This is a genomic window from Mesorhizobium sp. CNPSo 4684 (assembly GCF_057784315.1).
Genome location: NZ_JBWLUX010000004.1, coordinates 263291 through 286289 on the forward strand (window position 1 = coordinate 263291; position 22999 = coordinate 286289).

The following is a 22999-nucleotide window of genomic DNA, read 5'->3' on the forward strand; positions in this document are numbered from 1 at the left end:
ATGCTCGTCATGGGTGGTGGGGCGACGCGCGGGCTATCGCCGCTCGGCAATGCGCCTGCACCATTGCGGTGGCTCCTCGGAGTTTCGCGCCTCAGATCTGTAGCCCGCTGGTTCGGAGGTATCGAGTTGCTCATCGGGGGTGTCGAACGAGGCGTGGTTGAGCCTGTAAAGTTTGGAATAGACACCGCCCATTCTGATCAACTCGTCGTGTTTTCCGCTTTCGGCGACCTTGCCGTTCTGGAGAACGACAATACGGTCGGCGCCCTGCACTGTGGCAAGACGATGGGCGATAACGAGGCCAGTTCGGCCTTCGAGAAGCGTGACGAGTGCCTTCTGGATCAGCATTTCCGTGTAGCTGTCGATATTGGCGGTCGCTTCGTCGAGTACCAGGATCTTGGCGTCTGCGACAAGCGCACGTGCAAAGCTGATAAGCTGGCGCTGGCCCAGCGAGAGATTGCCGCCGCGTTCACCTAGAGCGGCGTCGTATCCACCAGGAAGGCGCACGATAAAGCTGTGCGCGCCAACGGCCATGGCGGCCTCGATAACCTCTTCCCGCGTGGCTTCAGCCTGATGGTAGCGGATATTCTCAAAGACCGTGCCGGTAAAAAGGAACGGCTCCTGTAGCACCATGGCAACCTGACGGCCAAGAGATTTCTGGGTGATATCTCGCACATCGTAGCCGCCGACCAGCACCTGGCCCTTCTGGACATCATAGAAGCGGTGGACCAGGGCCATTGCACTCGATTTACCTGAACCCGTCGGCCCGACCAAGGCGACGGTTTCGCCGGGATCGGCCCGGAACGACACGTTGTTCAACACCGGATGCTCGGGATCATAGCCGAAAGTAACGTTCCTGAACTCGATCGAGCCGTCCATGTCGGCTGAAAGCACCCTGGCATTCGGTTTGTCCTGGACCTCGATCTTGATATCAAGAACCTCGATCAGCCGCTTTCCCGACGCCATCGCCCGTTGCATGATCGAATATTGCAAGGTGAGCGAGCGGATCGGATCGAAGAAGCGCTGAATGTAGAAGAGGAAAGCGACTATCACACCCACATCGATGCGGTCGTTCATCACCATTGAACCGCCGACAACGATGACGACAGCTACGGCAACGCCCGTCAGGCCATCGACGATCGGCACCATGATCTGTGCGTACTTGGCAGCGGTCAGATGTGTCTTGAGATTGGCGTGAGCTTTATCATCATAAAGCATCAAATTGACCTGCTGCCGATCCATGGACTGCACTGCGCGTACGCCATGAATGGCTTCAGCCAGCGCGCCATTGGAAATCGAATTGGCCTCGTTCGCGGCCATGAAGGCATCGCGGGCGCGCGGCAGCCACAAGAGGCGCACCACGAAGAGAACAGGCAATACCGAGAACGTAAGGAGCCCCAAGCGAACATCAAGCCACAGCATGATGAAGACGATGCCAAAGAGAAGGGCGATGTCGCCCAACGAAAACACCGCGGTTTCGAAGAATTCCCGCATGGAATTGACGTCGCCCTGCAGGCGCGACATCAGCCGTCCCACCTCTGTCTTGTCCATGAAGGAAAGCGCTACGTCTTGCAGATGACCAAACGTGGCGCGGCGAATATCGGACAGAGCCTTCTCCGCCGTTTTGTAGACCATGATCTCCTGCGTGTAGCTGGCAGCAAAATTGACTGAGATCGTGAAAAGGAAAGCGCCGGCGGCCGCAAGCAGGGCTGAGCGATCCCCACTTCCCGGCTGCATTCCATGGTCGATCGCAAAGCGGATGATGAGGGGGACGAGAAGCTGTGAACCGGTGAGGATCAACATCGCGGCAACCGAGATGATCAATTTGGCGCGGTAGGGCCTGACGAACGCCCAAATGCGCCGGACAATATTCTTGTCAAACGCCGATCCGAACATCTCTTCTTCGAAGCGGTGCGAGCCGACGACGGCATGCGGCGGGCGCCGGTCGTCGTCTCGAGCATCGTTGCGTTCCGCCTCGACTTCGCCGGCCTGGAGCATCAGCTCGCCCCCTCCTGGTCGGGCAGCATGTCATCAAATGCGCGCACTTGGAGGTCGTAAAGAGCCTTGTAGCGTCCGCCTTTCGCCAGAAGCTCTTCATGAGTGCCGCGCTCGACAATCTCGCCGTTCTCGATCAACAGGATTGCGTCGGCATGCATGAGCGAACTCAGCCGGTGGCCGATGATGATGGTCACGCGATCCTTGGCAAAGAGTCGCATGGCGGAGCGAATGCGCTGTTCAGTGGCTGCATCGATCGCGGCAGTCGAGTCGTCGAAGACAATGACCGAGGGGCGCAGCATCATTGTGCGGGCGATCGCCAGGCGCTGACGCTGTCCGCCCGACAAGGATACGCCGCGCTCACGCACGACCGTCTTATAGCCGGCCGGCAGCCGGAGAATATAGTCGTGAAGCTGAGCCGACTCGCTCGCGCGCTCGATCCGCTGTGCGTTGGCCCAGGGATCGCCATAGGCGATATTGTTTTCGATCGTCGTGGTGAAAACGAATGCATCCTGCTGCACGACCGCGACGGCTCTGCGGAGCGTGGCCAGGGTGACGTCGCGGATATCCTGGCCGTCAAGCGTGATGGCACCGCCGGTGACGTCGTAAAAACGAGGGATCAGATGAGCCACCGTCGATTTGCCGGCGCCGGGCGGGCCGACAATTGCAACCGTCTCGCTCTTGCGGGCTTCAAAACTGATATTCTTCAGGATTGGGCGTTCCTTGGCAGCCGGATAGGCGAATGAAACATGGTCGAAGCGCAAGGTGCCCTCGCTGATTTCGAGCGGTTTGGCGTCTGCTGCGTCTTTGATCGCAACATCCAGGTCAAGTAAGCCGAAGAGGCGCGAACCGCATGTTGAGGCCCGGGCGAAGCCATCGACTATCACGCCTATCTGGCGAACCGGCATCTGGAGGATCGTCATAAATGAAAGGAACGTGGCAAGTTTGCCCACGCTGATTTCGCCTGCGGTAACTTTGTTGCCGCCGATCCACAGGACCAGTCCCATGGCGAGAAAGAACGAGAAATTCATCGCGGAAATGTTGCGCACGTAAATCTCGACCCGTTCGAGGATGAGACCAAGCGCATTCTTAGAGGCGCGGTCGAACTTCAGCATCTCGTAAGCCTGCGCTGCAAACGCGCGGACAACCCGGATGCCCACGAGATTTTCTTCCATCGCACGGCTGAGGACGGAAAGCCGCTCCTGCAGATCAAGCCAGGTGGCACGCAGCTTGAGCTGGGTGATTGATGAGCGCCACGCGACAAAGGGCACGAAGCTCAGCGCGAGAAGACCAAGAACCACGTTGGTTGAAATCAATATGTAGGCACCAATCCCGATCAGCATGACGAGCAGGACCGCGCGAACCAGAGAGGCAGCGAAGTACATACGCACGCCTTCCAGGTCGAGCATGCCGATAGTGATCAGATCGGCTGAATGCGCCTGGTCATAAAAAGAAAAGCTGAGCCGCTGGATCTTCTCATAAACAGCGACCCGCAGTGCATACGCGACGTGATGTCCGACCGCTTCGGCAAGATAGTTCTGAGCCAGCGTGAACAGGCCGCGCAGCACGCTAACGGTGAGCAGCAGGAGGGCCGAGTTCTGCAGCGCCTCTTGCGCTGCCGCTCCGCTTAGTCCGCCGCCGACGGCTGTCTGGGTCTGGTCGATGGCCTTACCGAGGAGCACAGGGATGAGCAATTGGAGCGATGCCGCAACGAGCGTCGAGCCGATCGCTCCGGTGACCTGCCACGGGTGCCGCAAATTCATCCGGGTAATGCGCGCGATCGTGCTCCAGTCCCGGACTGAACCGGCCACTTCTCCGATCGCCGCCCAATTTTCGGGCTTCGTCACGCCACGAATAGCCTTACTGTTGGAGGAGGCAGCTCAGCGGCCTTGTGCCGTTTGGAGGGCCTTGAACCGCACGACTCCCCCACCAAATGCCGCTGATGTGCAAAGCTGGCCACCATCTGCTAGATACCTGTCCCTACCAGTTGAGCGGCGGCTTCGCATGCGGGCATGTCTATGACCGTAATTGCGTTTGCTGCAAGGAAGCGGCGCTCGTTCTTAGTCAACGTTGCCGAATCGATAACCGCAAAGTGTGGGCCGCTTGAGCGCTTGATCACCTGTCGGGCGTATATGCGCAGCATCTGATCGTCGAACCGACACCCGAAGAACAAGAAACCGCGCTTGGTGCGCCGTTCCTTCAGGGCTTGAGGGATAGGCGTCTGGATATCGATTTCGGTTAGGGCTTCGACGTAATCCGAATCTGCGATGAGGAAGTTTGCCGCCGGCTTGATGCTGCCGTGCGGCGTATAGAGGACCGTCGCTGCCGTCGAGTCTGGTTGGAGTTCCATTCCAGACAAATGGTAGGTTCTCGTCCAAATGTCGCCAATTGCGTCCGCGCGCGGTACGCCTTGAACCTCCACGACATCAGTTCGCCCGGTCGCTACCAGGGCAGCGCGCATGGCGCCGTCGTACCAGCTATCGACGATCAGGGAGAGCGGAAGGGTCGCGAGCCAGGCATGAAAGACGGTCGGCGCCACCGGCCCCGCGAATATCTCGGCCATCCAGGCCTGGAGCGTCCGCCGATGCCGACGCTGTTCGATGAATTGAGCGACCGACCACATATTGGTACGAATCTTCGAAGGAGCTGGCGCCCGCGCGTTGAGTGCCAAGGCGACGGCTTGCGGCGTGCGCGGTACCGGTGGATCCCCGTGCCTAAGCCGAAGCAGGTCCGGACCGAGGTATGGGATGATCTCATCGGCGCAAAGTGCTTTCTTCAGCAGTGCAAGCTGCTTTGCGGCATGACTGTCCCGATTGATCTTGAGGTGGCGCAAGGCCAGGATGGTTTCCATGCTCGTATCCCATTGACGCTCTCAGATTGCCGACCTGTTGGCGTCACTCTTCGTCGGAAATCTTCCTAGCCTCGACGGTGATCGGCAAACGTGTATCTGGCGGCAGGTCGGGCAGGACGAGCCGCCAGCCGTTCCTGAGCGTTATGGACCCTCCCCATAGCTCTTCATGCTCTGCGCTGATGATCGGCTCTTCGAGATCCTTCTTCGGCACATAGGCCGATAGGCCGGCATCGGTCCTGCGGATCATTAGCTTCATTGGGCTGTTCCATTGTTAGTGACCACAGGTGATTTCGGCACTGCAAGGTTCTCCGGATTTGTCAAGGCTGATCAGTTCGTGGGCGCGCATGCCAACGACGGTGCCGCGATCGAGCCACTCGACCGCATAGATGTAGAACTGTTGGAGAAAAGTGCCGATGTCGCGAACATAGCCTTCATCGCCCTTCCGCACGAGGTTTGCGCCTATCTCGCTACCGGGATAGGTACCGTCGTTCTTTACGTGTCGTGTGGCGCGGACCCGCTCGCCCGGCACAAATCGTGGAGGCTTGCGGATCTCAACCTCCTGTTCGCGTCCGAGGCCCATCCCCCTTCCTTCCTTTCCCGCGTCTCCAGTTTGTCAACAAGGGATGCAGCTCAGGCGGGAACGCAGGTCTTCGGCACCGGACATACGGAGGCGCATTGCTGCGTATCGAAGGCCTCTTTGCATTCAGTGCACTGCTCCGGATCGATCACGTAGTTCTCGCCCTTGAACTTGATTGCGCTCGAGGGGCATTCGAACTCGCAAGCACCGCATTGCGTGCATTGGGAGGCAACGATCTTGAAGGCCATTTATCAACTCCTGATTCGGTTAGGACGAGACGATCAGGCCGTCGCCGCCATTGGTTCGCTCCCAAACTCGGCGACGTAAAGCGAGCCGATGGCGGTTTCGATATAGTCGTAGCCATAAACGTCCATTGCCCGGATTCCAGCTCCAGCGAGCTGATCCTTGGGGCAATCTCCGATTTTGGCACACAGCACTATGTCGACGCCCTTGAGGGCAGCTATGACGCCGTCGAGGGCGCCGTCAGCGGCTCGGCCGCCGAGGCAATACTGCTCGACCTTGCGATGCCCGATGAAGCTGATCCCCCTCGGAGAGGCCTCATAAACCTGGAATTCCTTCGAATGGCCGAAATGCTCGTTGATCCGGCCGCCGCCCTTGGTCGCCACTGCGATGAGGAGCGATTTGCCGGAACCTGCTGCCTTGACGGTCGCGACCGCCTGGCTCTTGGCCGCAACGTGATCGCCGCGCTCGCTCGCAACCACCTCCCGATAGGACGTGCGTTTGCTGGCGTCGTAGGTGATGTCGTGCGAAATCTGGTCGATCGTGAACTCCTGGCCACGATCCTCGCCAAGCAGGCCGACAGCGTCGGCCCGGCACTGCCGGCAATGTCGCATCAACTTGGCGCCACCTTCGAGGCGATCCTGGAGCGTCTTCAGTTCCAAGGCCGTCGGGCCGCGCTGCCCCGTCAGGCCGAAATGCGTACCGTGCGCCGGGTCGGAAATCAGCGGCATGACATTGTGCAGGAACGCTCCGCGCTCCTTGACCCATTTATTGACCTCGATCAGGTGGTTGTCGTTGACGCCCGGGATCATCACCGAATTGATCTTGGTGAGGATGCCGCGCGCGGTCAGCATCTCCAGGCCCAGCATCTGCCGCTCGTGCAGGATCCTGGCAGCGTCAATGCCGGCGTAGCGGCGATGGTTGTAAAAGATCCAGGGATAGATCTTTGCCCCGATTTCTGGGTCAACCATGTTGATGGTGATCGTCACGTGATCGACATCCAGGTCGGCAAGCTCGGCAACACGATCCGGTAGCGCGAGTCCGTTGGTGGAGATGCATAGCTTGATGTCGCGGATTTCCCTGGCGACACGTTCTAGTGTCGCCTTTGTCTTCTGCCAGTCGTAACAGGCGTCGCCCGGTCCCGCGATCCCGAGCACGGAAAGTTGGGGCACTTCATTGGCGACGGCGATAACCTTGCGTAGCGCCTGGTCCGGGGCGAGCTTTTCCGATACCACTCCGGGCCGGCTTTCATTGGCGCAGTCATATTTGCGATTGCAGTAGTTGCACTGGATGTTGCAGGCTGGCGCGACCGCTACATGCATGCGCGCGAAATAATGGTGCGCCTCTTCGGAATAGCATGGATGGTCATTGATCTTCTGCCAGACGGCGGGGTCCATCTCGGTCGGTTTTTCGGACGAGCCGCAGCATGAAGATGTGCAGCCGGCGGATTTCGCGGTCGCCAACGACTGGTCGAAGGATTTGGTACTGACCAAACTCTCAAGCGAAATCGCCGGTATGGACATTGAACGGCTCCGTTCGTGGGTGGACGTCGCAGTTCAGTTCGCAAATGTTGTGCCAGCTCGAAAAAGGCTGTTTCAGTTCAACATGTCGGATTTCATGTGCGATTACGTCTGTTCGCTACGCCACAAGTTTTGTCGGGCTTGCGACTTGAACCCGCCAGCGCCGTCTCAAAGGCATCATCCACACACAGCGAGGAGATTTTGACATCGCAAGGCGTTTAGAACTTCTTCACCTCGATATTATGCCGACGCAGGGCATAGCCGACTTGCCGCGGCGTGAGGCCGAGGATGCGAGCAGCTTTGGCCTGAACCCAGCCGGCCTTCTGCATCGCGTCGATCAGCCGGGCGCGATCTGTCACACGCATGCCTGTCTCGCCCCAAGCAGGATCATTTGGACGGGGGGCATTGACGGGCACCACCTCGCCCTCTGACGCGCAGATGCGCCCGGGCTCCAGCGGCGATGCAATCGGCGTGCTGTTGCGGCCGAACTCATCGCTGGCGTTGCTGCCAGTTGGACGGCGGGCTCCTTTCCAGAGGAGCGAAGATAAGCACTGGCTATTCTGGCAGGCGAAATCCGAAGCGGCGATCGTGCTCGAACGCGCAAGCGTGGCCGTCCTTCGCACACAGTTTTCCAGCTCACGGACGTTGCCGGGGAAGTAGCATTGCGAGATCAGGTCAAGCCCTGACGGCGCGAACGCGAGCTCACGATCGTTCTCCCTATTGAATCGATCAAGGAAGGACTTCGCAAGGCGTGGAATATCGCCTGGTCGCTCTCTGAGCGGCGGCAGCACGATTGGCACCACATTGATACGGTAGTAAAGGTCGGCCCTGAACTCGCCATTCACGACAGCCGTCTCAAGGTCCTTGTTCGTGGCGCATATAAGCCGGACGTCGACCGTGAGCGTCCTGGTGCCGCCGACGCGCTCCAACTCGCCTTCCTGCAAGACGCGCAACAATTTAGCTTGAAAAGCAGGTGAAATCTCACCGATTTCATCAAGTAACAGGGTTCCGCCATGCGCTAATTCGAAACGGCCGGCGCGCTGCGAGACAGCTCCGGTGAAGGCGCCCTTTTCATGGCCAAACAATTCCGATTCCAAAACGCTTTCAGGCAGCGCGGCGCAGTTCAGTTTGACGAAGGCCTTCTTACTGCGAGATGAAAGCTTATGGATGGCCTGCGCGAAAAATTCCTTGCCCGTGCCGCTTTCACCGCGCAAAAGCACGGTGGAGTTGGTCCTTGCTACGACTGCGACGGTTTCAAGCACCTGCTTGAGTGCGGGACTTTCCCCGATGATCCCATCGATTTTGACATGCCGATGCCGGGCAGGGCGGGTTTCCTCGTCGAGCGATTTCTCCGGTCTCCGTTGCTCCTCGATAAGCCGCAGGCGATCTGTGCTTAGGATACGATGGAGACGGATGGTCCGGCCGACAAGGTTGGCGACCATCATCAGGAAGCGTACGTCCTCGTCGCAACGCACGCCGGTTGCGCCGCCCCCGATACGGTCGATCGACAATGTCCCAAGAATCTCATCGTCAGCCTCTACTGGCACTCCGATGAAGGTGACCGGCACGGTGGCGCCGCTCGAAGCCGTTTGAAGGTCACCCGGAAATAATTCGGACTTGCGGACGTCGTCTATGACGAGCGGCGTCCCTGTGGCGAGGATTCGGTCTACCACGGCTTGCGGTATGACGCGCCGATGGTCTGATTGAGGTGCGAGGTTATCGCCGGTAGTTGCAGCAATCTCCACCTCTCCTTTCGCGTCTAGGACGATCACTGCTCCATGTCGCATTTGCAGATACGAGCCGAGAATGTTGACGACATTGGCAAGCGTAATCTCCAGCCGCGTGGGTGCGGTCAGGATCTCGGATATCTCATAGATTCCCCTGAGCGATATGTTCATCCCTTGCGGGGTTTCGATAGGTGAGCGGCTATTGCGAAGCCCAATCTCATCCACCCGTTCCCGCACTATTTGAGCCATAGAAACATCTCAGGGGTTGCATGGGTGCTCCTCACAAAGCGCCTTTTGGTCTGCCGAGTCGTGAGTCCTCAGTATTGACGAGCCCCTGTTCAATTGCAAATTGTCCGGCTGCAATTGCGGAAATTGTGGCCATGGCAACGAAGCGTAGGTTCGTAGGTCATCCGAACTTGAAGAGAACACCGAAGCCGCCGCGTGGATAATTCCACTCGATCTCACCACTGGCCTCGCACAATAGCCGACAGGTGCCGCACTCCATGCAGCCGTCGGCGGTGATCTCCACTTGGCCCTCGTCGTTCAATTCATAACATTGGGCCGGGCAGACGCGGGTCAGCGCAAGCAGGTTTGTGCTTGGTTTCTCGTGCGGTCGCACTTTTATATGCGGGCGCCCCGAGTCGACCAGGTAGCGGTTCTGGTAAAGTTTCTCCTCAATGCGTGCCGATGTGATTGTCATCTCGTGTCTCCTAGCGCCAGGCCAATGCCAAGCGGACCGCGTCACTCAGCAACCCCCAGCGCGAACGCGCCTTGATGAAGGCAGCAGTGGTCGCCCTTTCCTTATCGATCTTCGGAGTGCCGTCGACCCGCACGACGTTTTGAGCCGCCTGCGACATCAACCGCGGGTAGGTCGTGAAGAAATTTCGGGAATTGGTGTGGAGCAGCGCCGGCATATCCTTATATTTCTTTAGGTCTTTGACCACGAAGGACTTGTCGAGCATGGTCTTGTAGAGGACAAGGTTCTGTCTGGTCATTGGACGCTTGCGGCTCTTGATGTGCACGATCGCCTCAGCCGCGATACGGCCTGAGGTCATGGCGAGGTTCGAACCCTCGCGGTGCACCGCATTGTTCAATTGCGCTGCATCGCCGACCACCACCCAACCGTCGCCAAACAACTGCGGAATCGCCTTGTAGCCACCTTCCGGGATGAGATGCGCGGCATATTCTTTCACCTCCGAGCCGGCGATCAGCGGCCGGATCGAAGGATGGTTTTTTAACGCATCGAGAAGGGCGTATGGGCTCTCCATCGTCGCAGCGAAATCCGAAACGAGGCAGCCGATGCCCAGTGAGATCGACTCCTTGTTTGTGTAAAGAAAGCCGAGCCCAGCCATGCTGCGAGAGATCGTACCCACGGCCTCGATCACGCAGCCTTCACCGGCCTTGAGCCCGAACCGCTGCTCGATGACCTCTTCGGGCAGGAAATGCATTTCCTTGACGGCGAGCGCCACGGATTTCGGCTTCGGCATCTCGCGAAGGCCCGCCCTCGTGCCGAGCAGTCCGGACACGCCTTCTGCGAGGACGACAACGTCCGCGAAAATCGCTCCGCCGGTCCGGTCTGTGAGGACGCCGACTACCTTGTCCTGGGCATCGCGGACGAGTTCGGTCACGGTCGTCTCGCACAGAACCGTCGCACCGGCCTCCCGCACTTTACGCGAAAACCATTTATCGAATTGGGCGCGGATGATCGTATAGCGGTTGGGCTTCGCCTCGTTAAAATCGTCCGACCGATAGTGAATCCCGGTGTGGGATGTGTCGTCCATCACCCACAGCCGCTGTTCAACCAGGTGCCGCTCGAGAGGCGCGTCATCACGGAAATCCGGGATGATCTTCTCCAGCATGCTAGCGTACATGATTGCACCCTGGACATTCTTGGAGCCCGGATATTCTCCCCGCTCCAACTGCAGCACGTTCAGGCCTTGGCTTGCCAAGGTGTGAGCTGCTGCGTTTCCGGACATGCCGGCCCCCACAACAATGGCGTCGAATTTTTCCTTGGTCATGTCCAGCTCCCTAGTTCGCAATTTTATCGCGACTGTGGGGCGACAGTCGCCGCGTGAAGGCCTCTGTCAGCGCGGGCAGAAAGCGGATCGCGTCGGTGACAATCCCGACGTGGGCGAAATCGAAAATCGGCGCGTTTGGGTCAGTGTTGATAGCCACGATGAGATCCGCCCCTTCGACGCCAACCCGGTGCTGGATGGCGCCGGAAATTCCAGCCGCTATGTAAAGCTTGGGACGGATGGTCTTGCCTGTTTGGCCGATCTGCCGATCTGCCGACAGCCAACCCTTCTGGACCAACGGGCGCGAACAGCCATGCTCGGCGCCGATTGCCCGTGCGAGATCCTTCACAAGCTGCAGGTTCTCCGCCGCGCCTAGACCGAGGCCTCCCGCAACAACAACATCGGCATAGGCAAGATTTGCCTTTGCCGACTGACTATCGGGAAGGAAGCCTAGGATCTTGGTGACGATGTCCTCCTCGGCTACCGACAGCTGGTGCTGGATGATGCGTCCGACCGGCTTATTCAACCGCTGCGGCATCGGCATGACCCTCGGTCGCACTGTCGCCATCTGCGGCCGGTAATTGAGCGTATAGATGGTGCACAACAAGGAACCGCCGAAAGTCGGACGGGTCGCGGCGAGCGAACCGTCGGCATCAACGTCGAGTTCGGTGCAGTCGGCCGTGAGCCCTGTCTGCAATGTCGTTGCCACCGAACCGGCAAGATCCCTGCCAAGTGTGGTCGCCCCGAGAAGCAATATCTCGGGTTTGTGGGTGTTGACGAGCTCCGTCATGGCCTTGGTGAAAGGCTCGTTCCGATAGTCGGCGAGCAGCGGCGCCTCGACGTTGTAGACAAGATCGGCGCCATAAGCGAAAGCTTCGGCGACCGCAGACTGAGTGGCCTCGGCCGGTGGTCCGAGCACGATTCCCGCAAGCTCCACATTAAGCTTGTCGGCAAGCTTGCGGCCTTCGCCGAGCAGTTCGAACGAAACGGGATGGACCTGGCCGCGTTCGAGCTCGATGAAAACCCAGACGTGGCGGTAATCCTTGAAATGCTCGGGCAGTTCCTTCTTTATGCCGGCGCGGCCGGCGGTAGGGCGAGGGGTTTCTCGGTTCGCGCTCGACATCGTCTCTCCTTGCCTCACGCGCCGCCGTTGAAGGCCAGCTCATGTTCCAGCGCTGGTTGGCGGGTTAAGATTGCGGCGATTAGCTCGTCTGCTATATCGCGCAAGGGCTTTTCGGCGGTGTCAATTTGTGTCGCTTTTTGCGCCCGAGCAGTAGGGGCGAAAACGCGCTTGACCACCGTCGGGGAGCCGCGCAGGCCGCATCTGGTCAGGTCATCAATGCCGGCATCGGCCGCACTCCATCTCAAAACCGGGCTGCGCGCGGCGCGCAGGGCATCCTCGAGCGAGCCACGGCGAATCTCGTTGGTGCCTTCCAGCATGGTGACGAGACAAGGGAGCCTGCTCTTCAGCATCTGCGTGCCGCCTTCACACCGGCGCTCGACTTGGATGTCGCGCGCAGCAAGATCAACGCGGGGAATCTTCGCGACATAAGTGAGTTGCAGGAGATCGAGGCGCTTGGCGATGCCCGGCCCCACCTGGGCTGTGTCGCCATCGATCGTTTGCTTGCCAGTGAAGACGATATCTGGCGCGCCGAACGTCTCGCCAACCTTCGCGATTGCCTGGGAAAGAGCGAAGGAGGTCGCCAGCGTGTCGGAACCGGCAAAATAGCGGTCGGTTAGGAGCACCGCGCGGTCGGCGCCGTAACCGAGCGCCTTGCGCAGCGCGTCCTCTGCCATCGGCGGACCCATGGTGAGCACGGTGACCTCGCCGCCATAATCGTCACGCAGTCTGAGTGCCTCTTCCAGGGCGAATAGGTCGTAAGGGTTGATGATAGTGGGTACGCCCTGGCGCATGATCGTGTTCGTAACGGGATGGACGCGTATCTGTGCCGAGTCCGGCACCTGCTTGATGCAGACTACGGTGTGCATTGGCGGTCTCTTGGGGCTTCTGTCCGGATCTGAGCCTGGCAGTTGATCCTTTGTAGCAACATTCGCGCCAACCGCTTTTCGTGCTCCTTTTCCTGGATACTCGGTTGGTTCCTTCCGGGATCGCCTTCGTGGTGACAGGATTTGTAGGCTTCTCGCCATTGGCGCGTTGCAACCATCTCGCGCGCTCATTCTTCTGCGAACCGCTTCACGACGGAGTCGAACGGGACGAATGTGCGGTCCGACGTGGGAGGCTTGTTCGGATCGTGGTCTTTGAGCACCTTGAAAATCCGGTGCGTAAGCGGCGAGGAGGTCGCGAAGTCCTCGTAGGCGCGTTGCAGTGTAGCGCGCACCCGCGCGGCGATAACTTGGTCAGGCAGATCGGATAGATCCTCTTCCGCAAGGTATTGGCCCACGCGTTTCATGATATGAAGCCGGGAGACATTCAGCACCTTCGGATCATAAGAGACCCCAAGGACTGCGAAGAACTCCTCCGCGGCCGACAGGCCTTTCAGTCGCGCGAGGATGTCGCTAACATCGATGGAGCGGCTGTCAGCGGAACAATTCATTGCATTCTCCCTCGTCGGCAACTGTGGTGCGTTCGTCCCACAACTGGATCCGCAGAGCCCTCTGAACATGCCTCGCTGTGCAGACTATCGTAGAGCTCAACCAGTTGAGTTGCAGTGACGGCAGATTTGGTCTCGGACGCCTTGCGGCGGACGCGGGCCACCATCGCGGCTGCCAGATCCGGATCGAGATCGCGACCGTTGTCGCTCAGCACCCGGGTAATCGCGGTGGCGCCGGAATGCTTACCGATGACGATACGATTGCAGCGGCCCACAAGGGCCGGGTCGAGCCCCTGATAGGCGCGCGAGTCCTTCAGCAACCCCGCGACGTGAGTGCCGGATTCGTGGGTGAAAACATCGGCCCCGACGACCGGCTTCATAGGCGCGGTTTGCCGGCGGGCAGCGCAAGCCACCTTGGCAGCGAGGTCGGGCAATGCGGTCAGGTCGATCCCGGTATCCGCGCCGTCGATCACGGCCATCGCGACTGCCACCTCTTCCAGCGCGGCATTACCCGCACGCTCGCCGAGCCCGAGGACGGTGACGGAGGCATGGCTCGCACCTGCGCGGATCGCGGCCAGCGTGTTGGCGGCAGCAAGACCAAGATCATTGTGTGCATGAAATTCGAGGTCGACCTCAGACTTCGCCATGAGTTGGGCTACAAGTTCGAAAGTCGAAAACGGATCGAGAATTCCCAGCGTATCGGCCAGCCTGACGCGGCTTGCCCCGGCGCGCGCAGCAGTTTCAATGACTCGGCCAAGATGATCCAAATCAGCCCGCGAAGCATCCTCGCAGCCGACAGCGACGAAGAAGCCAGCAGCGGCTGCACGCCGGACCATATCCTCGATGACCTGGAGCGCTCCTGCCTCATCGAGGCCGAGCTTGGCCGCAAGTTGAATGTCCGAGGCGGGTAGCGACAGATTGACGGCGCCGACGCCGCTCTCAATCGCTGCCTCGAGGTCCCGCGACTTCATCCGGCACCAGGCCGTGAGCCGAGCCGGGAGACGCCGCGCGACCGCGGCGCGAATTGTTTCGATCTCCTCGGCGCCCATAATCGGCGTGCCGATCTCGATCTCCGGGACGCCGGCGGCCGCAAGAGACCGGGCGAGCTCCAGCTTTTCCGCCATCGTAAAAGCGACGCCTGGCGCCTGCTCGCCATCGCGCAAGGTCGTATCGTTGAGGAAGACGTCACGGCTCATGAATAGTGTCCTGTTCTGCCGCCGCTCAGGGTTAGATCTGCTCGCACGACTTCTGGCCTCCGCCCACGCGGGCCGGAACTGGGAGAGCCACGCAGCTTCTCCACGATCGCCGGCATAACCTCAAGCACCCGGTCGACGTCCGCTTCGTTGTTGTCGCGCGCGAATGAGAAGCGGACCGCAGCGTGTGGCGCCTTCATCGCGCTCAGGACATGACTCGGTTCCATTGAGCCGGAGGTGCAGGCGGAGCCGGAGGAGCAGGCGATGCCCAGGCGGCTGAGCAGATGTGGGATGGCATCACTTTCGGTATTTTCAAATGAGATGTTCGCTGTGTTTGGCAACCGCTCCATCGGATCGCCAGTGGCGCAAGTATCTGGGATGCGCTGGAGGATCCCGTCCTCTAGGCGGTCGCGCAGCGATTTTACCCGCGTCGCGGCGTCGTCCAAGAATTTCAAGGCGAGCTCGGCTGCCATACCGAGTCCGACTATGCCGGGAGTGTTCTCGGTGCCGGCACGCCGGTCGTGCTCTTGGTGCCCGCCCTTGATCAGCGAGCGGAAGTGCACGCCACGCTTTACCCAAAGTGCGCCGATCCCTTTGGGACCATGAAGCTTGTGGCCGGAGAGCGACAGCATGTCGATTTCCGTCGATTTCAGGTCTATCTCAATCTTGCCGACCGCCTGCACCGCATCGGTATGGAATAGCGCGCCGATTTCCTTGGCCAACTCCGCAAGCTTGGCCACGGGGAAGATCATACCAGTCTCATTGTTCGCCCACATTATCGAGACGATTGCCACGTGTGGGGTGAGCGCGGCTTTGTAGGCATCGAGGTCAAGCCGGCCACAGCGGTCCACCGGGACCCTGTGGACCTTCACACGGCGGGTCTGCTCAAGATGCGCGCATAACGACAGCACGGCGGGATGCTCGACCGACGACGTGACGATCTCGGTTCGGTTGGGCAACGCCTCAAGCGCCGAAAGAATTGCTGTGTTGTCGCTTTCTGTTCCACCCGAGGTGAAGGTGATCTCATCGTCGAACTGCGCGCCAATCAGCGCTTGCAACCGCCGCCGCGCCTTCTTTATAGCCGCCGCGACCGAGGCGCCGAAAGCGTGCGCCGAAGAAGGGTTGCCGAATTCATCCGAGAAGAACGGCAACATCGCTTGCACGACCTCAGGATCGACCCGTGTCGTTGCGTTGTTGTCGAGGTAGACAGGCCGCATAGCTACGATCTCAGTTAACTGAACGACTTGCCGCAGCCGCACTTCTCCCGCGCATTGGGGTTGTCGAAGACAAAGCCGGAAGCTTCGAGCCCAGCGACGAAGTCCACGGTCGTGCCAGCGACAAAGGGTTGGGAGTCTGCGTCGACAAACAGCTTGACCCCATCTGTCTCAGTGATCACATCGCCTTGGCGCGAGACACTCTCAAGGCCCATCGAGTATTTGAAGCCGGCGCAGCCGCCGGCCTGGACCATAATGCGAAAGCCCTCCGCCGGCTCGCTGGCGCGGGAAAGAGCGGACTTGGCGGCGGCAACAGCATTGTCGGTGAGCGTAATCATGGCGAGACTTCTCCCCAGCTTGTGACGTTTTCGCGGGCCGCGCCGCATGAACCGTGCCAAAAGGAAAAACCGTTTCAGCACGGCGCCATCTCTCAAACGCAGCCATCAATCTTGTGCGCCATTGCTGGAAAGACGTCGCGCAACCGACACGCAATGTCGGGTTTGTCGAGTTCGTCACAGATTGTCCGGCCTCGGTTGCCGCTGAACTCGCAGGTAAGATCATTGACGGGTGGGCAGAAGGATTTCTGCGCGGTTCAGCCGGACTGGCATGACTTTTGAAACTCAAGTTAGCGATGCGGCGAGAACCGCAGAGACCATGATCATCCCGCGCGTGCGCTCGCGATCGATGGAAAGAAGGAAGGAAAACAACATGTCATGTCGGTCAGGTCCTCTGCGTCGACGGAATCCGCTTTTGCTGCTCAGACGGCACGGCCGGGACCGCGATCGTGCACGCTCCCCTGCAAAACGCTGTTCCTGACGAGCACCAGGTCGGCATCGAGCATTGCGGGGTGCTTTGTCCATTGAACATCGGGCAGACAACCGATCCTCAACAAGCAGGTGAAAGCAGAGGCAGGACATGGACCAGCGCGAGAGACGATCGGCGCACGAAATCCGCCAAGCGCGGCAAGACAACCCGAAAATACGCGCGCACGATCTCGCCGCCAAATTGGGCATAACGGAAGCGGAACTGGTCGGCGCGCATTGTGGCTTTGGCGGGGTGCGCATTGCGCCAAGCGTAAACACTGTTCTGATCGGCCTCGAAACGGTCGGCGAGGTGATGGCGCAGACCCGCAATGAAGGCGCCGTGCATGAAAAGATCGGCGTCTACGACAAGGTCGTCACAGGCAGTCACCATGCCATGGTGCTCGGTAACGACATCGGGCTGCGCATCTTCCCGAAAGCTTGGGCATACGGCTTTGGCATCGAGGAGCGCGATGGCGACGACATTCGGCGCAGCATGCAATTCTTTGATGCCACCGGAGAGGCGGTGCACAAGGTGTATCTCGGGCCCGCCTCAGACCTCCATCGATATAAGGAGCTGCTGGCGCAACTCGAAACCTCAAGCCAGGAACCAATCATGTTGGTCAAGGGGAGCCGAGCAGAAGGCGAAGCAGAGATTCCGGATCAAGCCGCCAGGGGGGAGGACTTGCGCGATCGCTGGAGCCGGCTGAACGATGAGCATCAGTTCCTCGACATGTTGAAGACGTTGAAGCTCAGACGCTGCCAGGCGATGCGTATGGTCGGCGAGGACTACGCTTGGGCGCTCGATAAGAATGCCATTGGCGCCATGTTTCAACAGGTGGCCGAAGACGAGATGCCGATTATGTGCCTAGTCGGCAATCGTGGATGCGCCCAGATCCATTCCGGCCCGATCAAGTCGGTCAAACCGATCGGACAGTGCATAAATGTGCTCGACGAGAGCTTCCACCTGCATCTGGGGACCCATCACATTCGCGAGGTCTGGGCCGTTCGCAAACCGACCAAGGACGGCCACGTCACCTCGCTCGAAGCCTATGACTCCGAGGGCAAGATGATCATCCAGGTCTTCGGCAAGCGCAATGAAGGCGAGGGCGAGCGCGAGGATTGGCGACTCCTGGCCGAAGCCCTGCCACGCATGTTCCTTCCGACCACTACATGATGCGAGGCCGTTGCGTGTTGTGTTCAGTGTTCGCTCGGCGCTTGCGCAGCCCCGCTCGCGTCTTTTGCCTGCCGAGACCTGTGGCGTCAGAGCACTCGGCGCCGAATGCGAATCTGAACTGGCCGAAAAAATACCTGGTTCTGAGTGACAAAGGAATTTGGATGCGATCGTGGCGCGCGTGAAGGAGCGTGCTGCCCAAAGGGCTGATGAATTGAAGCAGATGCCGATGAATTGAAGCAGATTGAGCAGGCGAGCGAGCTTCTGAGTTCAGAGAAGTCTGCGAAAGCCAATAACACTTCAAGGCCACCCTCGCAGAGAATGCAGGAGTCGATCCCCGGACAGCGGTTAAAGTGACGAATCTGCAAGCGTTCTTCGGTGATAAGGCCACCGGCTGGCATGGCGGTTTGAAAAATCGCGTTTGCCGACGGCGCTGTCCAAATACGCGAGATCTAACGCGAGCGTTCAAATCGGAGGAAGAGGCCATGGGTTGGGGCGGCTGACAGAACTTTCCCCGCCCGAAACTAGAGGCATACCCGGAGAGCCGCAGCCCTGTTTGAACCATGGCGATAGGGATCAGGCTTCATCGGACACGCAGTCGTGCGCGCCCTAATGGTCGAAGGCCCCCGGCTTGGTGTGCTCAATCGCGGTAACCGCCGTGGATGTAGCGTACATCGGCTGATATCAAATGAACTAAGAGGAGAAGTCCCGCCATGCGACTGGTGCCAGTAGATCGGGTATCCACGATCGACGAGCTTACATTCGACCCATATCCGATCTATCGCCGGATGCGCGCGCAGACCCCCGTGGTGCACGTTGCCTCCGTGAAGCGGACGTTTCTCACTAAGGCCTCCGACACGAAGATGGTGAAGGACCAGCCCGAGCTCTTCAGTTCGGATGATCCCAACACACCGATGAAGCCGGCCTTTCAGGCCCATACTCTGATGCGAAAGGATGGCGCGGAACACGCCCGCGAAAGAATGGCCATGGCGAAGGCTTTCGCCCCCAAGACTATCGCGGAACATTGGGCGCCAATCTATCGAGACATCGTGAACGAGTATCTGGATCGCCTTCCGCGCGGCGGCACAGTGGATCTGTTTGCAGAGATCTGCGGCCCGGTGGCCGCGCGCATTCTCGCTCATATCCTCGGGATTTGCGGAGCATCCGACGCAGAGATGATACGCTGGTCGCAGCGGCTGATCGACGGGGCGGGCAATTTTGGATGGCAACCGGAGCCATTCGAGCGATCTGACGAAGCCAATGCCGAGATGAACAGGCTCTTCGACAACCTAATCGAAAAGCACAGGGCGGAACCGAACCCCTCGGCATTCGCGATCATGGTGAACGCGCCTGATCCGATACCCATGAGTCAGATGTATGCCAACATCAAGATCGCCATTGGCGGGGGAATTAACGAGCCCCGCGACGCTCTCGGTACGATCGTCTACGGATTGCTGACCAACCCCGAACAGTTCGAGGAGGTCAAGAGGCAGCAATGCTGGGGGCAGGCCTTCGAGGAGGGCGTGCGGTGGATTGCTCCGATTCAGGCGAGTTCCCGCCTCGTGCGGGAGGACACGGAGATTCGCGGTTTTCTTATCTCGAAGGGCGATACCGTGATGACCATCCAAGCTTCGGCCAATCGCGATGAAGAGTTCTTCGAAGACGGAGAGCGCTTCAACGTCTTCCGCCAAAAGATTTCGCATCAGTCCTTCGGCTCGGGGCCGCATCACTGTGCAGGCGCGCAAATCTCGCGTCAAACCGTAGGGGCAATCATGCTGCCCATGCTATTCGAGCGTTTTCCAAATATGACGCTGCCGGATCCTCAGGTGGTGCAGTGGCGCGGCTTCGGCTTTCGAGGGCCGATCAATTTGCCGGTTAAGCTGTCATGACCAATTACGCTGGTCGTGAACCGGGCTGAGGAATGCATTCTATGCATGATCCCTGAGTCCCGCCCCGGAGCGAGGCTTTCGGATAGGCCTGCTACGGATGGGCAGCGCCGTACGTTTCCGACATCGAGCGGTTCTGGTAGTTGAAGACGAGCCACTAATCCTGCCTGATGCCGAGACGGCGCTACTCGCCAACAATATTCCGGCCGACTTCCTAAACAGTGATTTGAGCGTCCGAAGAGAAGCAAACCGGTTTTCCCTTTTGGGACGTTGCGAGCAAGTCAGGTTTATGTCAGCAACCAAGGCTATGTGGTGGCTTGGAATGAGCGCCGCGGGCTGCCGAGGGGCACCGACTGATTTGCAGCGATGGTGGACATCTTGTCATGCCGCGAACGGGGACCTTTACTTGCGTATTCAGCCAGCAAATCCTGCCCCCGCGATCTGCCTCTCGGTGTTGAGGGTCTGGCGCGATGGGTAGGCCGGCGCGCAGTGACGATCGGATGCGCGCTGGTTTGCTCGGGGGCTTGAGTGGTCGTCTCAGTCTTTAAGTTAGTACGGGCGCGCCAAGCCCATGTTCTCCATCGAGCCGATTGTGGAATGCCTTCGCCCCAGGCTGCGCTGGCGTCGCCGGGCGCCGATGCAAGCGGGTCCGGTTATGCGGCTTGAGCGAGGGCGTCCGAGCCGGGCGACAAGACTTGCAAGAGGTCTATGAGGCGGGCGTGTCCTTCAGACGCCTTCGCAATCGATGAAAGCAGCGGGCATGTCCGGCGTCGGAGGCCGCAGGGCGGTCGTGACGGCACAGGTCGCCCGGCTGGTGGTCGGACTTGACAACATAGGCAGCGGCATTCTCGCCGATATCGGAGATGGATAATGACGGGCATTGGCCGAGCCGGGAATTCGCGTATTGGGGATGCGAGAACCGACAACGCGCGGGGATCGAGCAGCTGGCGCCCGGAATCAGGTTTAACCCCTGGAACAGGCGGCCCATCGTTCGCTTCCATCGTGGCGCGGATGCGCTCTGAGCCTCAACATGAAGGGACGGCCTCCGTTCGCAGCCCGCCCCTTGCCGATGATGCCGTTCCAGACAGGCCTGCCAGCTCCTCAGTTGCCCCCCCTGTGATCCCCGGGGCGTTGCCGCGTGCGGTTGGACGTCGTCGTCCATCTTCCCGGGTGCCGGAGGATGGCGCGCCAGACCCAGAAGAAAGTCCCTCGCGTTCCGATGGCGAGCCCTGGCGCGGCAATGAGGCCGCCGGAGGTTCGCAAGCTGGTGTGCACCAGGCTGATCGGCAGCATCGGGACGCATTCCGCCGACAAGAAAGTTCATCGCGTTTAGGCAAGGGCGAACCTTGGCGCAGCGATCGCGCGGCCGGAGGCTCGCAGGCAGGCGGGCGCCCGCCCCGTGGGCAAACCGTGTCCAATCTCAATGCAGGACCAAGAGGGCGGCGTATCGACGATGTCTCGGCTCAAGGCGGCCAAGACGCAATCGAGCAAGAACAACTGAACGCCGCCTTGCGTGAGATCAATGGCGCCCGCGGCATCGTTCGATTTTCAACTGCTGTGGTGAACCATAACAAGTTCCTGCAAAGCGCGCGCCGCGAGAAACACGAGATATTACTGCAAAAGGCCGCCGCCCGGTTCACGCGTGAATTGCTGCCAAACTTGGAGGAAGACATCGGCGCCGGGAAAACATGGGGGTATGCCACAGCATGCAACACAGTGAACCGGGAGGCGGGAGGGCGGGAGGGTATCGAAGCCTGCAGGGCCATGGCAGCTCGGGTGGCGCAGCTTGATAATGCGCTGATCAGCCAAATCGAACCCAGGGCGCTTGCGCTCTTGTCATCATCGTTCGGCCGGCATCCCCGGATGGCGGAATGCCGCAATGGCGTGATCAGGATCGCCGAGGTCTGTCGCGACGACAGACGCATACTTCAAAAGCTCAACAGTCAAAGTCTCGCGCTGCTGGTGAACGGTTTGAGCAAGTGGCCGAAGGACTGTCGCGACGCCATAGTTGCAATCGCCAGTGAGGTCCATCACCGCGCCGACCAGCTCTCTGGTTTCATTCCGCAGGAATTGTCGACGTTGGTGAACGGCCTCAGTAAATGGCCGCAAGAGGAGAACATCCGTCACGCCGCGCTCGCAATCGCCGGTGAGATCTGCCGCCGCACCAATCAGCTCGCTGACTTTAATGCCCAGGCATTGTCGAACCTGGTGAACGGCTTCAGCAAGTGGCCGCAAGCGGCAGAGTGCCGCCACGCCGCAACCGTTGTCGGCGGCGAGCTGCTTCGTCGCGGCCGACTCTCTGATTTCAGCAGTCAGAATCTTGCGACCCTGGTGAATGGCATGAGCAAGTGGCCGCAAGAGGAGAACACGCGTCGCGCCGCGCTCACGATCGCCGGTGAGGTTAGTCGCCGCGTTGACGAACTCTCTGGTTTTAATCCGCAGGAACTTTCGAACCTGGTGAACGGCTTCAGCAAGTGGCCGCATGTGGAGAGCTTGCACGGCGCCTCAATCGCGATCGCTGGCGAGCTGCTTCGCCGTTCCGACCAACTCTCTGAATTTACTCCGCAGGAGATGTCGAACCTGGCAAACGGCTTCAGCAAGTGGCCGGAAGCCGCGGAGTGTCGCGAGGCCATAGCCCTGATCGCCGGTGAGATGCTTCGCCGTTCCGACCAACTCTCTGAATTTACTCCGCAGGAACTTTCGAACCTGGTGAACGGCTTCAGCAAGTGGCCGCAAGCGGCAGAGTGCCGCCACGCCGCAACCGTTGTCGGCGGCGAGCTGCTTCGTCGCGGCCGACTCTCTGATTTCAGCAGTCAGGATCTTGCGACCCTGGTGAATGGCATGAGCAAGTGGCCGCAAGAGGAGAACACGCGTCACGCCGCGCTCACGATCGCCGGTGAGGTTAGTCGCCGCGTTGACGAGCTCTCTGGTTTTAATCCGCAGAAACTTTCGAACCTGGTGAACGGCTTCAGCAAGTGGCCGGAAGCGGCGGCGTGTGGCGAGACAATAGGCATGATCGCCAGTGAGGTCCGCCGCCGCGCCGGCCGGCTCTCTGGTTTTAATCCGCAGGACATGGGGAACTTGGCAAACGGCTTCAGCAAGTGGCCGGAAGCGGCGGCTTGTCGCGAAGCTACAGCCACGATCGCCGGTGAGGTGCTTCGCCGTGCCGACCAACTCTCTGAATTTACTCCGCAGAACCTGGCTAACCTGGCAAACGGCTTCAGCAAGTGGCCGGAACAGGCGGGTTGTCGCGAGGCC

General features: G+C 59.8%; 19 protein-coding genes and 1 pseudogene. 3 read left to right on the forward strand and 17 right to left on the reverse strand.

The features are described from left to right. Window positions 1-33 precede the first annotated feature (33 nt). From AC04SG_RS05535 to AC04SG_RS05610, 16 genes are all read right to left on the reverse strand, one after another. Window positions 34-1995 carry an ABC transporter ATP-binding protein gene (locus tag AC04SG_RS05535; RefSeq protein WP_488550215.1) on the reverse strand — a complete coding sequence of 654 codons (1962 nt, stop codon included), beginning with the start codon at window positions 1993-1995 and terminating at the stop codon, window positions 34-36. Next, entirely contained in the window at window positions 1995-3755 is a 1761-nt protein-coding gene (locus tag AC04SG_RS05540) for an ABC transporter ATP-binding protein (RefSeq protein ID WP_488550238.1), read from the reverse strand. Before AC04SG_RS05540 ends, AC04SG_RS05535 begins: the two co-directional genes overlap by 1 nt. 203 nt (window positions 3756-3958) lie before the next feature. Then, window positions 3959-4843, reverse strand: a complete 885-nt coding sequence (locus tag AC04SG_RS05545) for an SIR2 family NAD-dependent protein deacylase (protein WP_488550216.1) — start codon at window positions 4841-4843, stop codon at window positions 3959-3961. Window positions 4844-4886: 43 nt separating this feature from the next. Then, window positions 4887-5099, reverse strand: coding sequence for a putative nitrogen fixation protein NifT (gene nifT, locus AC04SG_RS05550; RefSeq protein WP_488550217.1), 213 nt, complete (start codon window positions 5097-5099; stop codon window positions 4887-4889). A gap of 15 nt (window positions 5100-5114) precedes the next feature. Further along, window positions 5115-5423, reverse strand: coding sequence for a nitrogen fixation protein NifZ (locus AC04SG_RS05555; RefSeq protein WP_488550218.1), 309 nt, complete (start codon window positions 5421-5423; stop codon window positions 5115-5117). Window positions 5424-5473: 50 nt separating this feature from the next. Next, window positions 5474-5668 (reverse strand): 4Fe-4S dicluster domain-containing protein, encoded by a 195-nt coding sequence (locus AC04SG_RS05560; protein ID WP_488481347.1) that lies wholly within the window; start codon window positions 5666-5668, stop codon window positions 5474-5476. 33 nt (window positions 5669-5701) lie between these two features. Then, the gene (gene nifB, locus AC04SG_RS05565; protein WP_488550219.1) at window positions 5702-7183 is read right to left on the reverse strand and encodes a nitrogenase cofactor biosynthesis protein NifB; all 1482 of its coding nucleotides are present in this window, start codon (window positions 7181-7183) and stop codon (window positions 5702-5704) included. A 215-nt stretch (window positions 7184-7398) separates the two neighbouring features. Beyond that, entirely contained in the window at window positions 7399-9156 is a 1758-nt protein-coding gene (nifA, locus tag AC04SG_RS05570) for a nif-specific transcriptional activator NifA (protein WP_488550220.1), read from the reverse strand. A 157-nt stretch (window positions 9157-9313) separates the two neighbouring features. Further along, window positions 9314-9607 (reverse strand): ferredoxin family protein, encoded by a 294-nt coding sequence (locus tag AC04SG_RS05575; protein WP_488550221.1) that lies wholly within the window; start codon window positions 9605-9607, stop codon window positions 9314-9316. 10 nt (window positions 9608-9617) lie between these two features. Beyond that, window positions 9618-10925: an FAD-binding protein gene (locus AC04SG_RS05580; protein ID WP_488550222.1), complete on the reverse strand. Its 1308-nt coding sequence runs from the start codon at window positions 10923-10925 to the stop codon at window positions 9618-9620. Window positions 10926-10935: 10 nt separating this feature from the next. Next, window positions 10936-12045, reverse strand: a complete 1110-nt coding sequence (locus AC04SG_RS05585) for an electron transfer flavoprotein subunit alpha/FixB family protein (RefSeq protein ID WP_488550223.1) — start codon at window positions 12043-12045, stop codon at window positions 10936-10938. A 14-nt stretch (window positions 12046-12059) separates the two neighbouring features. Beyond that, complete coding sequence (locus tag AC04SG_RS05590; protein WP_488550224.1) at window positions 12060-12911, reverse strand: electron transfer flavoprotein subunit beta/FixA family protein; 852 nt, start codon at window positions 12909-12911, stop codon at window positions 12060-12062. Between the two features lie 185 nt (window positions 12912-13096). Further along, a complete protein-coding gene (gene nifW / locus AC04SG_RS05595; protein ID WP_488550225.1) occupies window positions 13097-13477 on the reverse strand; it encodes a nitrogenase stabilizing/protective protein NifW in 381 nt (126 codons plus the stop codon). Continuing rightward, on the reverse strand, window positions 13474-14670 hold the full coding sequence (nifV, locus tag AC04SG_RS05600) for a homocitrate synthase (protein ID WP_488550226.1): 1197 nt from the start codon (window positions 14668-14670) through the stop codon (window positions 13474-13476). Before nifV ends, nifW begins: the two co-directional genes overlap by 4 nt. Further along, window positions 14667-15884, reverse strand: a complete 1218-nt coding sequence (gene nifS / locus AC04SG_RS05605) for a cysteine desulfurase NifS (protein ID WP_488550227.1) — start codon at window positions 15882-15884, stop codon at window positions 14667-14669. The genes nifV and nifS overlap by 4 nt, the downstream gene beginning before the upstream one ends. A 14-nt stretch (window positions 15885-15898) precedes the next feature. Further along, window positions 15899-16219 (reverse strand): HesB/IscA family protein, encoded by a 321-nt coding sequence (locus AC04SG_RS05610; RefSeq protein ID WP_488550239.1) that lies wholly within the window; start codon window positions 16217-16219, stop codon window positions 15899-15901. 577 nt (window positions 16220-16796) lie between these two features. On the opposite strand from AC04SG_RS05610, the gene AC04SG_RS05615 reads away from it, so the two are divergent. After that, complete coding sequence (locus tag AC04SG_RS05615; protein WP_488550228.1) at window positions 16797-17858, forward strand: hemin-degrading factor; 1062 nt, start codon at window positions 16797-16799, stop codon at window positions 17856-17858. Window positions 17859-18568: 710 nt separating this feature from the next. After that, window positions 18569-19744: a cytochrome P450 gene (locus AC04SG_RS05620; protein WP_488550229.1), complete on the forward strand. Its 1176-nt coding sequence runs from the start codon at window positions 18569-18571 to the stop codon at window positions 19742-19744. A gap of 703 nt (window positions 19745-20447) precedes the next feature. On the opposite strand, the gene AC04SG_RS05625 is transcribed toward AC04SG_RS05620, so the two are convergent. After that, window positions 20448-20729, reverse strand: a complete 282-nt coding sequence (locus tag AC04SG_RS05625) for a hypothetical protein (protein WP_488513962.1) — start codon at window positions 20727-20729, stop codon at window positions 20448-20450. A gap of 422 nt (window positions 20730-21151) precedes the next feature. Here AC04SG_RS05625 and AC04SG_RS05630 point away from each other — a divergent pair. After that, a pseudogene (locus AC04SG_RS05630) lies at window positions 21152-22999 on the forward strand (hypothetical protein); the annotation flags it as partial.

Coding starts and splice junctions, on each gene's coding strand:
- AC04SG_RS05535 (WP_488550215.1), bottom strand. CDS start 1,995: ATGCTCCAGGCCGGCGAAGTCGAGGCGGAACGCAACGATGCTCGAGAC.
- AC04SG_RS05540 (WP_488550238.1), bottom strand. CDS start 3,755: ATGAATTTGCGGCACCCGTGGCAGGTCACCGGAGCGATCGGCTCGACG.
- AC04SG_RS05545 (WP_488550216.1), bottom strand. CDS start 4,843: ATGGAAACCATCCTGGCCTTGCGCCACCTCAAGATCAATCGGGACAGT.
- nifT (WP_488550217.1), bottom strand. CDS start 5,099: ATGAAGCTAATGATCCGCAGGACCGATGCCGGCCTATCGGCCTATGTG.
- AC04SG_RS05555 (WP_488550218.1), bottom strand. CDS start 5,423: ATGGGCCTCGGACGCGAACAGGAGGTTGAGATCCGCAAGCCTCCACGA.
- AC04SG_RS05560 (WP_488481347.1), bottom strand. CDS start 5,668: ATGGCCTTCAAGATCGTTGCCTCCCAATGCACGCAATGCGGTGCTTGC.
- nifB (WP_488550219.1), bottom strand. CDS start 7,183: ATGTCCATACCGGCGATTTCGCTTGAGAGTTTGGTCAGTACCAAATCC.
- nifA (WP_488550220.1), bottom strand. CDS start 9,156: ATGGCTCAAATAGTGCGGGAACGGGTGGATGAGATTGGGCTTCGCAAT.
- AC04SG_RS05575 (WP_488550221.1), bottom strand. CDS start 9,607: ATGACAATCACATCGGCACGCATTGAGGAGAAACTTTACCAGAACCGC.
- AC04SG_RS05580 (WP_488550222.1), bottom strand. CDS start 10,925: ATGACCAAGGAAAAATTCGACGCCATTGTTGTGGGGGCCGGCATGTCC.
- AC04SG_RS05585 (WP_488550223.1), bottom strand. CDS start 12,045: ATGTCGAGCGCGAACCGAGAAACCCCTCGCCCTACCGCCGGCCGCGCC.
- AC04SG_RS05590 (WP_488550224.1), bottom strand. CDS start 12,911: ATGCACACCGTAGTCTGCATCAAGCAGGTGCCGGACTCGGCACAGATA.
- nifW (WP_488550225.1), bottom strand. CDS start 13,477: ATGAATTGTTCCGCTGACAGCCGCTCCATCGATGTTAGCGACATCCTC.
- nifV (WP_488550226.1), bottom strand. CDS start 14,670: ATGAGCCGTGACGTCTTCCTCAACGATACGACCTTGCGCGATGGCGAG.
- nifS (WP_488550227.1), bottom strand. CDS start 15,884: ATGCGGCCTGTCTACCTCGACAACAACGCAACGACACGGGTCGATCCT.
- AC04SG_RS05610 (WP_488550239.1), bottom strand. CDS start 16,219: ATGATTACGCTCACCGACAATGCTGTTGCCGCCGCCAAGTCCGCTCTT.
- AC04SG_RS05615 (WP_488550228.1), top strand. CDS start 16,797: ATGGACCAGCGCGAGAGACGATCGGCGCACGAAATCCGCCAAGCGCGG.
- AC04SG_RS05620 (WP_488550229.1), top strand. CDS start 18,569: ATGCGACTGGTGCCAGTAGATCGGGTATCCACGATCGACGAGCTTACA.
- AC04SG_RS05625 (WP_488513962.1), bottom strand. CDS start 20,729: ATGGGCCGCCTGTTCCAGGGGTTAAACCTGATTCCGGGCGCCAGCTGC.